Origin of the sequence: Candidatus Mesenet endosymbiont of Phosphuga atrata, from assembly GCF_964020175.1 — a bacterium.
In the GTDB taxonomy this organism is placed as follows: domain Bacteria; phylum Pseudomonadota; class Alphaproteobacteria; order Rickettsiales; family Anaplasmataceae; genus Mesenet.
This window is the reverse complement of record NZ_OZ026541.1, coordinates 284,156-298,650: the sequence shown is the minus strand read 5'-3', so window position 1 is coordinate 298,650 and position 14,495 is coordinate 284,156. Positions and strand designations below refer to the sequence as shown.

16 protein-coding genes, 1 tRNA gene and 2 pseudogenes are annotated in these 14,495 nt (G+C 31.2%); 10 read left to right on the top strand and 9 right to left on the bottom strand.

Annotation, left to right across the window (positions count from 1 at the left end):
- Positions 1 to 83: 83 nt before the first annotated feature.
- From AACL09_RS01435 to AACL09_RS01415, 5 genes are all read left to right on the top strand, one after another.
- Positions 84 to 155, top strand: a tRNA-Glu gene (locus AACL09_RS01435).
- 81 nt (positions 156 to 236) lie between these two features.
- Positions 237 to 578: a hypothetical protein gene (locus AACL09_RS01430; RefSeq protein ID WP_339048326.1), complete on the top strand. Its 342-nt coding sequence runs from the start codon at positions 237 to 239 to the stop codon at positions 576 to 578.
- Between the two features lie 255 nt (positions 579 to 833).
- On the top strand, positions 834 to 1,388 hold the full coding sequence (locus AACL09_RS01425) for a head-tail connector protein (RefSeq protein WP_339048324.1): 555 nt from the start codon (positions 834 to 836) through the stop codon (positions 1,386 to 1,388).
- Position 1,389: 1 nt separating this feature from the next.
- Positions 1,390 to 1,794 (top strand): hypothetical protein, encoded by a 405-nt coding sequence (locus AACL09_RS01420; RefSeq protein WP_339048322.1) that lies wholly within the window; start codon positions 1,390 to 1,392, stop codon positions 1,792 to 1,794.
- Positions 1,781 to 2,170, top strand: a complete 390-nt coding sequence (locus AACL09_RS01415; protein ID WP_339048320.1) for a phage tail tube protein — start codon at positions 1,781 to 1,783, stop codon at positions 2,168 to 2,170. Before AACL09_RS01420 ends, AACL09_RS01415 begins: the two co-directional genes overlap by 14 nt.
- A gap of 8 nt (positions 2,171 to 2,178) precedes the next feature.
- Here the strand turns inward: AACL09_RS01415 and AACL09_RS01410 are convergent, their stop codons facing one another.
- Positions 2,179 to 2,688, bottom strand: coding sequence for a hypothetical protein (locus tag AACL09_RS01410; protein WP_339048318.1), 510 nt, complete (start codon positions 2,686 to 2,688; stop codon positions 2,179 to 2,181).
- Between the two features lie 178 nt (positions 2,689 to 2,866).
- Here AACL09_RS01410 and AACL09_RS01405 point away from each other — a divergent pair, with 178 nt between their 5' ends.
- Positions 2,867 to 3,544: a hypothetical protein gene (locus AACL09_RS01405; protein ID WP_339048316.1), complete on the top strand. Its 678-nt coding sequence runs from the start codon at positions 2,867 to 2,869 to the stop codon at positions 3,542 to 3,544.
- A gap of 101 nt (positions 3,545 to 3,645) precedes the next feature.
- Here AACL09_RS01405 and AACL09_RS01400 read toward each other — a convergent pair whose 3' ends face one another.
- From AACL09_RS01400 to AACL09_RS01380, 5 genes are all read right to left on the bottom strand, one after another.
- A complete protein-coding gene (locus AACL09_RS01400) occupies positions 3,646 to 3,972 on the bottom strand; it encodes a hypothetical protein (RefSeq protein ID WP_339048314.1) in 327 nt (108 codons plus the stop codon).
- A 63-nt stretch (positions 3,973 to 4,035) separates the two neighbouring features.
- Positions 4,036 to 5,379 (bottom strand): signal recognition particle protein, encoded by a 1,344-nt coding sequence (gene ffh / locus AACL09_RS01395; RefSeq protein ID WP_339048312.1) that lies wholly within the window; start codon positions 5,377 to 5,379, stop codon positions 4,036 to 4,038.
- Positions 5,352 to 6,953 (bottom strand): proton-conducting transporter membrane subunit, encoded by a 1,602-nt coding sequence (locus tag AACL09_RS01390; protein ID WP_339048310.1) that lies wholly within the window; start codon positions 6,951 to 6,953, stop codon positions 5,352 to 5,354. The genes ffh and AACL09_RS01390 overlap by 28 nt, the downstream gene beginning before the upstream one ends.
- Positions 6,954 to 6,964: 11 nt before the next feature.
- On the bottom strand, positions 6,965 to 7,576 hold the full coding sequence (locus AACL09_RS01385; RefSeq protein ID WP_339048308.1) for an AAA family ATPase: 612 nt from the start codon (positions 7,574 to 7,576) through the stop codon (positions 6,965 to 6,967).
- Between the two features lie 115 nt (positions 7,577 to 7,691).
- Complete coding sequence (locus AACL09_RS01380; RefSeq protein WP_339048306.1) at positions 7,692 to 8,156, bottom strand: hypothetical protein; 465 nt, start codon at positions 8,154 to 8,156, stop codon at positions 7,692 to 7,694.
- Between the two features lie 61 nt (positions 8,157 to 8,217).
- On the opposite strand from AACL09_RS01380, the gene miaA reads away from it, so the two are divergent.
- Positions 8,218 to 9,105, top strand: coding sequence for a tRNA (adenosine(37)-N6)-dimethylallyltransferase MiaA (miaA, locus tag AACL09_RS01375; protein WP_339048304.1), 888 nt, complete (start codon positions 8,218 to 8,220; stop codon positions 9,103 to 9,105).
- 38 nt (positions 9,106 to 9,143) lie between these two features.
- Here miaA and AACL09_RS01370 read toward each other — a convergent pair whose 3' ends face one another.
- On the bottom strand, positions 9,144 to 9,587 hold the full coding sequence (locus AACL09_RS01370; RefSeq protein ID WP_339048302.1) for a hypothetical protein: 444 nt from the start codon (positions 9,585 to 9,587) through the stop codon (positions 9,144 to 9,146).
- Positions 9,588 to 9,729: 142 nt separating this feature from the next.
- On the bottom strand, positions 9,730 to 10,116 hold the full coding sequence (locus AACL09_RS01365) for a hypothetical protein (RefSeq protein ID WP_339048300.1): 387 nt from the start codon (positions 10,114 to 10,116) through the stop codon (positions 9,730 to 9,732).
- A 271-nt stretch (positions 10,117 to 10,387) separates the two neighbouring features.
- Between AACL09_RS01365 and AACL09_RS01360 the strand changes: the two are divergent.
- Positions 10,388 to 10,580 (top strand): annotated as a pseudogene (locus tag AACL09_RS01360) (IS5/IS1182 family transposase); the annotation flags it as partial.
- Between the two features lie 2,203 nt (positions 10,581 to 12,783).
- Here the strand turns inward: AACL09_RS01360 and AACL09_RS01355 are convergent.
- A pseudogene (locus tag AACL09_RS01355) lies at positions 12,784 to 12,918 on the bottom strand (transposase family protein); the annotation flags it as partial.
- A 419-nt stretch (positions 12,919 to 13,337) separates the two neighbouring features.
- Between AACL09_RS01355 and bfr the strand changes: the two are divergent.
- Positions 13,338 to 13,817, top strand: coding sequence for a bacterioferritin (gene bfr, locus AACL09_RS01350; RefSeq protein ID WP_339048296.1), 480 nt, complete (start codon positions 13,338 to 13,340; stop codon positions 13,815 to 13,817).
- 2 nt (positions 13,818 to 13,819) lie between these two features.
- A complete protein-coding gene (locus AACL09_RS01345; RefSeq protein WP_339048294.1) occupies positions 13,820 to 14,488 on the top strand; it encodes an SURF1 family protein in 669 nt (222 codons plus the stop codon).
- Positions 14,489 to 14,495: the final 7 nt, after the last annotated feature.

Here is a 14,495-nt window from a genome sequence, read left to right as displayed (position 1 = left end):
GGTTTGCAAAAGCCGCTATATTTAAATTTGAACGGTTTAAATACCGTTGACTGTATTTCTGCTATTAATATACTAATAGCTGTGACTCCTTCGTCTAGTGGTTAGGACACCACCCTTTCACGGTGGTAACACGGGTTCAAATCCCGTAGGAGTCACTTCCTTAATTTACATGAAAAATTGTGCTTCCGCAGTTGCTAGTCAGTAATTACTATGGGTAATTATTAGATGCTGCGCATATGCCTAAAAAATTTACAACATATTCTAAAAACAACGAAATAGAGAAATTTAGCGAGCAAATAGAAGATATAGCTTATAGAACGCAAGTAAAATTCTCAGACAATATTGATGACATTGCTGATAGCAATTTAAATAGGTTTAATGATCTTTTGCGTAAAGAATTAAACTCAGCTATTAAGAGCATTTACTCTCAAAATATTGAACTACTAAAATCATCTTTTGCTAAACAATTTCTAGATTTTGAAGCTCTTAACTTCCTAAGTAGGAAAGGGAAAGTGAGTTTAACACAATTACTTTTCAACATTCTACAAAATATATCAAAAAATCACATCAATTTATAATTATTATAAATAATATAAAATTTTCATATATCTTCGTAAGATTTTTATTAAATAAAGAAAAATATTAGTGCTATGTATGGCGGTAAATAATTATCAAACATTTAATGAATTTAGGAACTGTTCAATGAAAAAAAACACTGGAATTACGGACACTTACTGCAATTAAAGTGCTGTGTATTAAATACTATATTTCAAAAAATGCCATAGAAAAGTAACGTTCTTCTGATGAAAGTTATTTAATTTAAAGGTTTATTTATGTTACAAAATTCAACTATTCATTTAACACGCAAATCTGCATCTATCGCTCATCCTGTGAGTTTATCGATGATAAAATCGTTTTTACGTGTAGAAAATGATCAAGATGACGATTTGATTTTAAATCTAATATCAATTGCAACAGAATATGCAGAATGGTATATGGAAAGGTCACTTATGAAACAAAAATGGCAGATTTCATGCATTGGCTATATACCTAGAAAAATTCAATTAATTTTTGGTCCGTTAATTGCAGTCGAATCAGTAAAAATTGTACTGAGAAATGACAGCGAAATTGTAGTTGATCAAGACCTATACTATATTGATGTAGTTGGTTCATATATTGAGTTTTATAGCCATTTTAACATTCGAAGACTAGATATAACCTATGAAGCAGGGCACCTTAATGCTGATTTAATTCCAGCCCAAATAAAGCATGGAATTGCTCACCATGTTGCAATAGCTTATAAAAATCGTGAAGCAGAAAATAGTAATAGCTTATCAATTGTCAGGGAAATATATTCCCCATTTCGTGAAGTTAAGGTTGTTTTATGATATGAGTTCTATATCTAAAATTCTAAGTGAACTACATAATACAGTGCTGAAGTCGCTGAAAGAGGATAGCAATATAAAAAATTGTATTGCAGGTATTTATGATTACTTACCTAAAAATCCTTCACTGCCATATATCAGTATTCGTATAATTGACTATCAAGAGATATCTTTAATTCCTAAATCTGTGCTCAAAGCAAAATTGGTTTTTGGTATTTATAGTTTTCACATACAGAATTTATTTGAAATAATGGAAAACGTAGGTAAGGTGGTAAATTCTTTAAATTTTAAGCATCTGGATTATAAAGCAGTATTGTTGAACAATGGCACTGCTGGCCAACATGACGACGTCCTATATGCACTGATGAATTTTAATATCTTATTAAAGGAAAAATGTGATAGAATTTAAAGTAAAAGATCAAAATGGTGAATTTATTACGCTAAAAAGCGTAAAAAATCTTCGCCTGACCTTGCGTACAAAAGCGGAAGAAGAGAATAATGTGTTCTCTTTAGGCTGGAAGCAGACTTTAAGCTACTCCGGCACTAAATACATTACAGTTAAAGTTAATGGCATTTTAGATTGCAAAGTTGCTGATAAATTACTATGCAAGTATGCATTTGCAAATGCTGTAAGTGACTATGAAATATCTTTCAGCAGTAGCGGTGAGAAGATATCACTGCAATGTCTTATTGAATTATATGAGAGGTATTACGACCCCAGTAACTTTGATAGCTTTACCTTAATTTTAGTGAGTGCAGGGGTAGTAAATTTAAAGACCATCTAAAGTTCCACTTAATAAAGATGTGTTTCATCCTCATTATTTATTCCATTTTTGGAGTTTACACTTTCGAAACTGTCATTAATGAGCTTTTGAGATTTATGCTCATCTCTATTGAACCACACCCTATGAGTAATAAGACATAACAGTGAAGATAGAAGTAAAGTAAAACCTACCACACCTGTGATAAATTTTGCATTATCATCTAACTGACCACACAAACTAACTCCAGTTAGTATAATACCACCTAGCACAGCAACATTAGAAAATATATTGCCAACTATATCCCTTTTTCTTATATCGGCCTCATTTCTTATTGTATCAATATGGGAAATTGTATCTATTATAACAGGGAAGAACAAAGGTATAAATAAAGTCAGGCCTATAAAGCCAACAGTAGAATTTGTCTCGCCTGATCCAAATAATCCTATTCCACTTAATATAATACCAGTGATAAAAACCCCAGCAAAAATTAGGTCTTTCTGATTTTTCTTTAATACTAATTTCAGGGCTTGATTACTCATTTTTACCTCATAAACGAATATAATATATATTATATGATGATTTTTTGATTTTTACAACTATCTCTCTTAAAGAATTAATAAAATATCTTACTACAGCAAGAATTATAACTCTCTTTTAAGAAGATTTAATATTTTTTAAATTATTAACATGTATAACTTTAAATTGATTCTACTGATTATGGATAATATTTCAAACCACATTCAATATTTACCATCAGAACGAAAATATATTTTGGTAGATGATAATGAATTATATAATAAATTTGAGCAAATTGTCGATGAGGAAGTCAGCAGAATAGATAGCTATGAAAAGCTAATGCAATTAAAAAGAAGTATCGATAGCCTTATTGAAATACTTTATAGTAATGCTTCTTTTTGTGATATCGACACGGAGCTTGAGACAACAAAACATACGCAAGCAAAACTTGAGTCACAAAAAAGAGTACAAGATAAAAAAAGAAAAATTATTGAAAGCATAATTGCACATGTTGCAATGCAACAACAAGAAGCAGATGGTAATGCCAGTAACTTAAATCACACAGAAAAAGAGAATACAGATATAGGTGAAATAAAGGATAAACTTAAGTTACAAGTGAAAGAAGTATTGTTTGCAGTGCTTGCAAATAGAATGGATCCAGAAAAAAGAGCAGGGGAGACAGAATCCAGTAATGCCAAGGATGCAAAACGCTATGGCAGAGAAGATGAAGATCACAAACAGCAGTCTAGTATTTTTAGTTCATTACTTAAATTATTGCTTAATGTGCTGTTTGGTATAAATGTGGATATATCTCCTAGTAGGTCTTTTACAGCAAAGATAAAAACAGAAAATCAAAATAAAAAGGGGATGTCGATTTAAATTAAAACATCTATAAACAAAAAGTATGAAAGAAAAAATTGGATTAAGTATGAGTGGCTACATAAACTCTAGTGAGTTATGTAGCCGCACTTAATAAGCGATTAGATTAAAGTATCAATCTCAATATTATAGCTAGTGTAATGCCCATCAGCATAGCTTACACCTACATTTTTTTCGCTGCCATCAATTTTCTCTAAAGTTAGCACTGCTTTATGTTGATCAGGATCATAAAAGTGCTCTTTATAATGAGTATTGTATATACTAAAACCTCCTCCACATTTTCCTGAATAAGAAAAAATGTCTTCTATATCTTGTTGCATGCCATTAAAATCAGAACCGCTAAACTTTACAGTTTTACCATTTCCTTCATCTCTAATGTTAAAATCTTTTAGATTTTGTAGTTTTATTTGAACTTGTTTATTTGTCATAAACATCTCTCCAGTAAATTATTAATAATGATATAATAAAATGGTTAATTTAGCATTAAATAATTAATACTTTTTATTTAAAAGTTTAGCTACATCATGATCTTTAATCTTATTGTGTTTACTAAAACCGCTCACTAAAGCACTCATTTTGTTATATTGCTTAATTAAAAAATTAATATCACTCACTTTAAGACCTGCACCTTTAGCAATTCTAAGTCTTCTTGAACCGTTTAAAATGTCAGGATTCACTCTCTCTTTTTTAGTCATAGAGTTAATTATAGCTATGTATTTCTTAACATCACCGTCATCGAAGATACTATTATTTACCTGCTGTTTGAGAGATCCAATACTGGGAATAAATTTCATAATACTAGCCATGCCACCCATCTTACTTAAGGTTTTAAGTTGTGATGCTAGATCATTTAAATCAAACTTACCCTTCTGTACTTTCTTTTGTAATTTATCAATTTCTTCCTGCCCTGCAATCTCAGTAGCTCTTTCAACTAATGAAACAACATCTCCCATATCCAATATTCTTTTTGCAATTCTTTCAGGATAAAAGTCTTCTAAATCGTTTAATTTTTCACCATATCCCAAAAACTTAATTGGACAATTTGTAGCAATTTTCATAGATAGGATAGCTCCACCACGTGCATCACCATCAACACGCGTAAAAATTATTCCGGTAAGAGCAATAGAATCATTAAAGCTTTTGGCAATATTTATAGCATCTTGACCAGTCATAGAATCGGCAACTAAAAGGATTTCTTGCGGAGATGATAGCTCTTTAATAACTTTAAGTTCATCCATCATATCTAAATCAAGATGCATTCTACCAGCAGTGTCTAATATTAATATTTCATAGCCTTCGCTTTTTGCAGTTTTTAATGCTCTGGCTGTGATATCCTTTGGTTTTTCTTCTTGTATTATAGGAAGTGTACTTACATTTATCTGCTTACCTAGCATTTCTAATTGCTTTTGTGCAGCTGGCCTATAAATATCTAAAGATGCAAGCATTACCTTTTTATTTTTTTTAAGCTTTAGAGCTAATTTCGCTGCGGTAGTGGTTTTTCCAGCACCTTGAAGGCCAACTAGCATAATTACTACTGGTGATTTTCCTGCAATATTTAATTCGCTTTTTTCTGAGCCAAGGATTTTAACAAGATGATCTTGCACAATCTTGATTATCATCTGCGCTGAAGATATACCTTTGATTATTTTCTTGCCTATCACTTCATTTTTTATCTCCTCAGTGAAGCTTTTTGCTACCTCAAGAGAAACATCAGCCTCAAGCAGAGCTACACGAATTTGGCGAACTGATGCATTGAAATCATCCTCAGAGAGAATAGACTTCCCTCTTAATTTTTGAAATACAGAATTTAAGTTATCAGTAAGTGATTTAAACATAAAAACATCAATAACGTGCTAATTATAACAGTAGCAAGCACTATGGTAACACCTGAAGAATCCTCTACAGTATTGTTGTATAATTTTATAGTTGCCATATTCTTTACTATGTTAACACTACCATTTACTATAAACAATATAAACTTTTCATATAATGAAGTTACATAGGATAAAAAAGACTTAAATTTTAAGTTTATAGCAAATCTTAAGCAAAATAGGTTGCGTAAAAATACGAATAACGTCACGCAGCATGCTATCATGCTAATATTAGTAAAAACCTTCTTACTCTGATAAAAAACTGGTATATCGCTTAAAAAATAGGCTAAATACTGATCATAGAATATACTAGCTAATATGCACATTAACAACAGTATAGACATAGAGATAAAGCTCTCAAAGCTTCCTTTCGCTACAGCTGGCTGCTTGTGCTTACAGATGAATGTAAAATAGAAAAATTTTAGACCTATACTAATAAACAATGTAAAATTTGCCAGTGAAAATAATGCTGCGACCCATGTTGAAGCATTTGAAGTTATTAAAGATTTGCTGATAAAAGTAGGTGTATAAGCAGTGCCAACCATTGTAAATATTGCCACAAAAGAGCACAGTGCTTCTATTGGCATTATTTTTAATAAGCCTCCAATTTCGTTTAAATTATGCTTTTTTGTACGTGTTATGATAGAGTTTACTATGATGAAAAGTAGGCTTTGGTAAATTGTGCAAAATATAATTTGTAATATAACTCCAGCTGCTGCAGCTTCGCCATCAAAACCTGCTCCAGTAATAATAAGGCCCATCTGTCCGACCAGGTTATAACATAAAAGATGGCGCATGTTATTTTCAAATATGGTAAAGCCTGCTGCACAAAAGGCAGTTGTCAGTCCAAAGTAAAATAATATTTCACTACCTTGAAACATAAGAAGTAAAATATAAGATGAGATTTTAGTAGTAAATATAGATAAATATGGTGTACTGTGAAGAGTTGCATTTGGGTAGGAATCAGTTACCCAATACGAGAAAGGAAAAGACGCACAATTTATAAGTAGGCCAATAAGCACCATAATGTGAGAAATACTATTTTGTAACTGAATATTCTGGAAATTTAAGATATTGTGAGAAATTATAGTAGAATTAGCTTCATTGAGCTGCATAGCAACCCCTGATAAAATTAAAGTTCCAGCAAAAAAATGAATTATGGCATAACGTGTTGCTGGACCTATATTGTTTTTCTGGGAATTTGAGGCAATGATGCAAAAAGCACCAAATACCATAAGCTCAAGGAATATTAGCAATAAAATTAAATTGCATGATAAAATAGCTGCAAAACTACTAAAGGTATAAAAAAGAAGAGAAAGCATCTCAAATTTATAGATATCTTTAGCGTGCAATATTACTAAAAACGCAACTATTGAAAAAGAAGCCAAAAGTGACTTAGATTGATTGTTTATGTAAAATAAACTAAATTTATTATATTCTGTAACTAATAGCTTAGGAAGAATTGTAATAGCAAGTATTATAGCTAATGCTAAAAGGAAAACATGCTTCGCAGTTAAGAATTTTAAATTTTTTAGCATTAACTTTAAAATTAAACAAAATCAAGCTGCTTTTCGGTGGAATGATTAGCATACTGTTCTTTAATATGAGCCATTATTATTTTTGCAGCTTCCTTTGGTTTTAAATTTGAATTATCAATTTCTAATGCACCTTTAGGAACAAATAATTTCTTTCCCCTTATTCTGCTTGTAGCAAAATCAACATCGGTAATTTTTTTGTTTTTATGCCTTTCTTTAGATGATATACGTTCCTTCAGTACATCTTCGCTACAATTAAGTATTATAGGTAACATTTTTGTTTTTAGCTTTTCACTTAAACTCACTATTGAATTATATACACGCATATCATATTCATCTCCCTCCAGCAGTTCATTTGTAAAAATATAATTTCCTGATGGAGTCGGATACTGCTCTATAATCTTCAGTGTTACTGCTCTAATTTCAAAGATCTTATCCCATAGTTTTTGCGGCACTTCGCGTCTTGTAAACAACTCATTATCTATAAGATTAAACGCAATATTGTTAAACATGCTATTGTCCATAATTAAAGCATCCAGAGTTTTACTTAACTCCGTTGATATTGATAATTTTCCGCTTCCAGGAAAACCTATTACATATATGAATAACTTACTGACTCTTTGCATATATTTTTATATTGAAATTAATATTATAATACAAATTTCTTTATTTTCAAAATATGTTATATCAATAATAACATAAAAAACAAAAATTCTGGGTCTAAAACAAAAAATTTTTACTTCATCCACCATCAAATTCTTTATTTATTTTGTCAACAATATCTTGTGGTGGATCCTCACCCCAACCTGAGTGTAAAATTTGCCCGTAAAGAGCGACATCTATGGAGCCGGTTCTGCTTTTTGCTAAAAACATCTCTTTTTTATCTTTGTCAACAAGAACATAGTGCCATGCGGGTCTTCCTCTATCCTTACCCCGCACTAAAAATACGCAATCAGCTCTACTACGCTTTGTTGCATCAGCGAAACTGCGCTCATTCATAACTCTACTTTTACTGATTTTGTCTTGAGTAAACGATTTACCATCCTTATGCTGTTTTTTTGTTTCTTCGGTAGTGTTTGTATCTGATTCAGGGCGCGTTTTTGCAAACTTTGATGCAAAACCTACTGTGCTGTTACCGTCTCCTGCAGATTCGTCTTTTTTGAAGCGTTTAGCAAAACGCTCAGTAAAAGAATTTTCTTCTACCATTTAGCACCTTTAAATAAATCTGAATTTAATTATAATTATTACAAATATATAACATAGTAAAGTGAATAAAGCATTAATAATTACTGGTATAACAGCTTCTGGTAAGTCAAAAGTGTGTGTTGAGCTGGCAAAAAAGTACAATGGAGTAATAATCAATTGTGATTCAAAACAGATATATAAAGAAATTCCTATAATTACTGCTCAACCAATAGAGCTCGAATCTATACCTCATAAACTATATGGTTATGTTTCTGCGCAAGTAAATTACTCAGTAGGACTTTGGCTGCAAGATATAGAAAAAGAAGTAAAAAGTGCTTGGAAGAATTTACAATTGCCTATTATAATTGGTGGTAGTGGTTTATATATAAAAAGCCTAATTAATGGTTTGTCGTCAATCCCTAAGGTAGATGATGATATAAGAGTCATGTCCCGTAATTTATATGGAGAATTAGGAAAGCAAGGATTTTATGAGTTAGTATTAAGCAAAGATCGAATGATTCAGGGAAAGATACATGAAAATAATTTTCATCGTCTTCTTAGAGCTTTTGAAGTGATAACCCAAACTGGAAAGTCAATTTTTACGTGGCATAAAGAAACTACTATATCGATATTAGATAATTTTATAATGTACGTCATCTGCCCACCAAGAAATTTCATATACGATGAAATAAATAAGCGCTTTACTAGTATGGTTGGGCTTGGAGTAGTTGATGAAGTAAAACAACTGTTTGATATGAACCTTAATCCATGGCTTCCTGCAATGAAAGCACATGGTGCGCCAGAGATTATAAAGTACTTAAAGAACGAAATAACACTCAACGAAGCAATTAACACGGCTCAAATTAACACTAGGCATTATGCTAAACGTCAGTATACTTGGTTTAAAAATCAGTTTTCTAATGCAAAATTTATCGATGATCCAGCAAGATTAATTGAGTTAGATTTTTAAACTCATTCTTGTGCATTCAATCACTATGAAGAGAGTGTTCAACAAACCATGTCAAACCGAATATAAATAATATAAAAAACGTTTTTTCCACCTAAAAGACAGTTCTTCCCTAAGCTTGACTTATCTTTTAGTCTGCTAAACTTTTCTTGATTTTCTTCATCAAGTTCTACTTTTATTCTACTGCTATTATTCTCATCAGGACAAAGGTAAATGCTAATTTTTCCTACTTCAGTAGTGAAAGACATTTTAAACCTCCCCTTTGGAACATTCATATAACTTCTTTTCTCTCCTACTTTCTCAACTCTAATTATACTCTCTCCAATTTGGAGTATACTAACTTTTAAGTTTAGGTCTTCTACGATCGAATTGTTTACAATTCTTGTCAATTCAATTATGCTATTCTCTTCATATTTATATTCCCCTATATCTCCCCAATATTCCCATTTGCCTGTATATTTTTCATCTACACATTCATCCTTCAAATATTCCCATCCACTTACATATCCCTTATCTTTACCTTCCCACTCATCTGCACATTCTTTTTTACTAATATTATTGTTATAATCAGCATTGCGCTGCGGATCAGGAGTTGCATATGTTATGTCACGAGGATGTACAATTACATCAGCAATGAAATACTAAATTTGTTACTGTACTATTGTTATAATACGAGTTTAGCCTCAGTCCTCTTTTTAAATATTGATCTACTACACTCTCAATACGTTTTAAAGAATTTTCTGTACAATTTACTTTTGTATTATATATATTTTCCTTTCGTTCTTTGTCATTTTGAGCTTCTATATCTTTCATCTTTTGATAAAATTTACCAACCAGCTTCTCTTCATCTTCAGTTAATGATAAATTTGGCTCTATTGGCAATAGACCATCTAAAATAGAATTACCACTAATGTTCAGACCATCACTTGAATCTTCTTCTGAATCCCAACTATTACTAATTTCTGTATCAGAATTATATACACTACTGATGGAAGAAGCTCTACTGTGATTCATATTACCTTTCTACTTAATTTAAAGAGTGTAACTATTATTAACACAAGATATTTTATTTAGCATATTATGCAAATAATAGAATAGACCTCTATCGAAACTAGCCTAAAATCAAAAAAGGGGAAGGCTTCAAAAAAATATAAAATAGTTGGAGGATGAGAAATTTCGCAAGGGCTAAAAATTCAATAAGATAGTGAAAGTTCTACAGAAAAAAAAAGAAGAAGGCAAAAGGAGGAAATAAGCTAAATGAGGAAATTAATGGCATTATTCGTGGACCTATTTCCATATTGCACAAAACTATGGGAGATATAAAACAGTAAAGTGGGTAGAATAATAGAGCACCCAGATTTTGCGTTACCGAATCGAAAAGAATTGTTAAAAAGTGATATGGAATATGAAGTTTTAGTGATAGATAGTACAGAAACACCGATAGAAAGATCTGAAAAAAGCAACGAAGATTTTATTATCCCAAATTTGGGATTGCTTTCAAGTATATAATAGCTGATGGTAAGTTTGAGGTGATATTAGAGGAAAAGCAGCCATTCGGTATATATATCATATGGCATGAAATATCAGTGTTGATAGAGAACCAAAGATGTAGTACAAGAGGTATGTAGAAATCAGGGGGAAAATTACATCAAATCATGTCCATATATATGTTTCTATATTTAGCAAATTAGTGCAAAGAGAAGAAGTTCAACAACAAAATTTTCCGGAATTGAAGAATGGATTTATGGGCAGTTGGCTATTTTGTAAGGGAAATGTAACTGATCAGATGATAAAATCACTCTAAACGAGAATTGGTAAATTAGCATTCTATGCTTTTTCTCATTCTTTGGATTTCTAATCCATAGTGGTTGAATTTTTGTTCACAGAGACTAGATATTTAGTCCCATCAAGTAATGGTAAGGATTTGAATGAAACATGTTAATTTGTATTCAGACAATATTTTTTCCATAGGTGTTAAAAATTTGAGGGACTTGAGTTTTTGAGCATAGCTTTCAAAACTTCAGTTTGTTTCATAATGTGGCTTGTTTAATAGTTCTATTCATTCTGCTCATTTATCCAATAAACTTAGTCAAACAATGTTGAATTTCTTATATCGAAGTCATGAATTTTGTCTTTAGGAGCTTTTTTAAGCAAAGAATAGGAGAATTGAATACAGTTATGAATCTTATAAGGCACAGCAAATTTCAAGAAAATAACAGCCTGTGCGAGAATCCCAGATATTTACAATATTCCTACATAAATATAAACTTTTTGTTCGCGCTTCACAAATATCAACATGAAAATATCGTATTTTTTGAAGTTCTGGCTTAGTATTCTTTTTAGGTAAAGATTGTGTCTTTTTAAGCAACGATACTGCGAGATAAGGTAGTTGTTTAAAAAACAATCATCTAAAGGTTTTTGACGGTAATTCCTCTCTCTCAGATAATTAGGGCCCATAGTTCTATAGAAGTTTCCATTTTAAGACCGTTTTAGGATTCAGGTTATATTGTTTACTTAACTGCGTGATTGTAAGCGCTGTAATTCTGTTCGCACAGCGTACGTTGTCTTGTGTGTAATATCTGTCCCACAATATCTCCTTTTCTACTAAGGAATAACTTACACCATTACTTGATGGAGCTAAACAGCTAACTTGTATCATATGTTAGCTATACCATGGGAATTCCCACTTTTCTTCAAATCATTCATTTTGCTGGATACATATTTTACTTATCTCATATATTTCTGCGTTGGTTGTTTATGGCTGTAGGAAAATACACAATTTGAGATCATTCATAACCAGCCAAATAAAAACCTCTTTTTTTGATCTATGCCGAATTTGCTTACTTTGAAAAATCATACAAATTATTGGCACTCATTGGTAATAATTTATCGGTAATATTGCTGCTGCTTATGGTCGTTTCGATATTTATAACTTTGCAAACATTTCAAGTTCAGGGTGTAAATTAATTTGTCTTTTTTTTGCGGCTCAAGTCTCTATCTTCAAATGAGTCTGAATCTGTATTTTGAACTTTTCTACGATTTCATTCTCATTTATTTTCTTTCTAAACTTGCCTCTAGTAACTTTTTGATTAGCAGTTCCTCCTTTTCCAATTAGTTTCTCGGATAGACGATAATATATTAACTCTTTATTAATCCACTGTTTTTATTCGATGTTTTTTCGTTCATTCCTCCTTTTTTATATTATTTATATTCGGCTTGACACAAGATCCCCTGAGAAACGGTATACTAGTAACGAGGTATGAGTTAGGCCAAAGCAAAAAAACCATGCTTCAAGTTCCAGAAATAATATTAAACCTCATATTTTCTGAAAATTACATGTGACATAATTTTAAATATCTTTGAGTCTTATTTTCCACCTAAACGACGCAAGCTATGATCCTTTTGCTCCGGGGTTTTTTACGGTATTTTTTATACTTTCTGCAATTTTTGCCAACCCTAGAATCAGCATATTTTATGCTATCTACTGGCAGAACTGTTTTCGTATCTTAAACACGATGAGATTTTGAAACCTTGTCCGTTTTCTTCATTTCGGTTTTTATGTTTTCTTTTTTCCAATTCCTTCTCTTTTTGCTATCTTTTGGCTGCTGTGTCTGTCACATCTACCAAAATATTTTTTCTGGTTTTGTGATCTTGATTTTTTTCGCTAACCCATTTTTTTTAGCAAATATTTGAATTGTGTAAATTAAACAAATAGCCCAAAAATGGATGCATTATATACGTTCGGTAGTATATTAACACACATAAAATTTTGTCTTCTAGCGTTTTAATGTGATTCCGTCGCCTGTTTTTTAACTTTTTCCCACTAACTATTTCGACTATTTTTTCGCATTCTGCTATCAGCAAATTGACGGAATATATATTTGCCACTTTTTCATAACTTCTGCCAAAACTGCTATTTTATATCTTTCTCTCTCTTTTCATACCTGTTTCCTCACTTTCTCAGGGGGTCTAACGTTTGAAGAAATGCGAAAGCTAATTGCTACTAGTTCAATGCATGGCATAGCTCTTTAAAGTATTAGCCTGATTGGCAAATACAATGATCTAGAAAGAAGGTTTTAGAGACATTTATTATCTTTTATTATTATCCTGAAAGGAAATGGAAGGGGGACTTCCAAGTTCCTAGCTTTAATTTTCTAAGCATGGTTACATACAGATAAAAAAATGTTTTATTCTTTGCTCTAAGATATATACTATAATCTTTCATTAGAGAGTTTATGAATAAGGAAATAGTAAAGCATTTAAATATCTTATTGACACATGAATTAACGTCTATACGTCAGTATTTTTTACATTCAGCAATTTTAAAATCGTGGGGGATAGTAAAGTTAGCTGAAAAAGCAGAACAAGAACTCAATGATGAAGTGACTCATGTAAAGAATATATCAGAAAGAATTATATTTTTAGGAGGTATGCCAAATTTTCAGGATACTAATACTGTATCAATTGAAAATATTACAAAAGGAAGCGAAACAACAATAAAGGAGATCTTAGAAGCAGATTTGACGTTGGAGATAAATGGTATTAAAAATTTAAAAGAAGCAATCTCTTTTGCTGAAAATCAAAAAGATTATGTAACTGCTGATTTGCTAGAACATATTCTAAAAGATGAGGAAGGACATCAAGATTGGATTACAAAACAACTTAAAATAATTGAATCAATAGGTGCTGCAAATTACTTGCAAACACAAATATAGCAATGCTCAGTAAAAATATCATAAACACTATTTTAATTATATGTTGTCCTTTTATAGTTTTATTTGCACTTGGTACATGGCAGTTGTTTAGGCTTAATTGGAAAAATAACATTATAGCAAAAATGAATATGCCAGCTGTAAAGATGGAAGGTGGAAATATTGACGATTTTGCTTATAGAAAAGTTGTAGTAGAAGGGGTACTCACAGGCATTGATCTATATATTTTTGCTGGAATGAATAGCTACTATATTTTAACCCCTATGCTTTTAAGCAGTGGAGAGTATATATTAATAAATAAAGGATTAATTGATAAAAAACAAAAGGGAGTGAACATAAAACCTAAAAAAATAATTATAAATGGTATGTTATATTGTGATTCGTATAAAGGTATAAATAAACTCATTAAGAATGAAGCTAAAGATGATGTATGGCCATGGCTTGATGCTGAGTCAATATCTAAAGATATGGAAGTAAATTTTAGTCGATGTGTAGTATGGGCAATAGATAAATTAAGTGATAACTTGGTTCTAGCTATGCCAATTAAGCCAAGGAATTATCATATGCAATACATGATTACTTGGTATTCTTTAGCCTTTATATGGCTCATAGTGTGCTATGTAAAAAACAAGAGTAATTTTGTAGTTGACCCTAAACATCACAAAAGCACATAATGTAATT

What these genes read in the sequence shown, in the direction of transcription:
- AACL09_RS01345 (WP_339048294.1), top strand. Translation starts at nt 13,820, where the DNA reads ATGCTCAGTAAAAATATCATAAACACTATTTTAATTATATGTTGTCCT.
- AACL09_RS01410 (WP_339048318.1), bottom strand. Translation starts at nt 2,688, where the DNA reads ATGAGTAATCAAGCCCTGAAATTAGTATTAAAGAAAAATCAGAAAGAC.
- AACL09_RS01365 (WP_339048300.1), bottom strand. Translation starts at nt 10,116, where the DNA reads ATGAATCACAGTAGAGCTTCTTCCATCAGTAGTGTATATAATTCTGAT.
- AACL09_RS01380 (WP_339048306.1), bottom strand. Translation starts at nt 8,156, where the DNA reads ATGGTAGAAGAAAATTCTTTTACTGAGCGTTTTGCTAAACGCTTCAAA.
- AACL09_RS01425 (WP_339048324.1), top strand. Translation starts at nt 834, where the DNA reads ATGTTACAAAATTCAACTATTCATTTAACACGCAAATCTGCATCTATC.
- AACL09_RS01385 (WP_339048308.1), bottom strand. Translation starts at nt 7,576, where the DNA reads ATGCAAAGAGTCAGTAAGTTATTCATATATGTAATAGGTTTTCCTGGA.
- AACL09_RS01430 (WP_339048326.1), top strand. Translation starts at nt 237, where the DNA reads ATGCCTAAAAAATTTACAACATATTCTAAAAACAACGAAATAGAGAAA.
- AACL09_RS01405 (WP_339048316.1), top strand. Translation starts at nt 2,867, where the DNA reads ATGGATAATATTTCAAACCACATTCAATATTTACCATCAGAACGAAAA.
- AACL09_RS01420 (WP_339048322.1), top strand. Translation starts at nt 1,390, where the DNA reads ATGAGTTCTATATCTAAAATTCTAAGTGAACTACATAATACAGTGCTG.
- ffh (WP_339048312.1), bottom strand. Translation starts at nt 5,379, where the DNA reads ATGTTTAAATCACTTACTGATAACTTAAATTCTGTATTTCAAAAATTA.
- AACL09_RS01400 (WP_339048314.1), bottom strand. Translation starts at nt 3,972, where the DNA reads ATGACAAATAAACAAGTTCAAATAAAACTACAAAATCTAAAAGATTTT.
- bfr (WP_339048296.1), top strand. Translation starts at nt 13,338, where the DNA reads ATGAATAAGGAAATAGTAAAGCATTTAAATATCTTATTGACACATGAA.
- AACL09_RS01390 (WP_339048310.1), bottom strand. Translation starts at nt 6,953, where the DNA reads ATGCTAAAAAATTTAAAATTCTTAACTGCGAAGCATGTTTTCCTTTTA.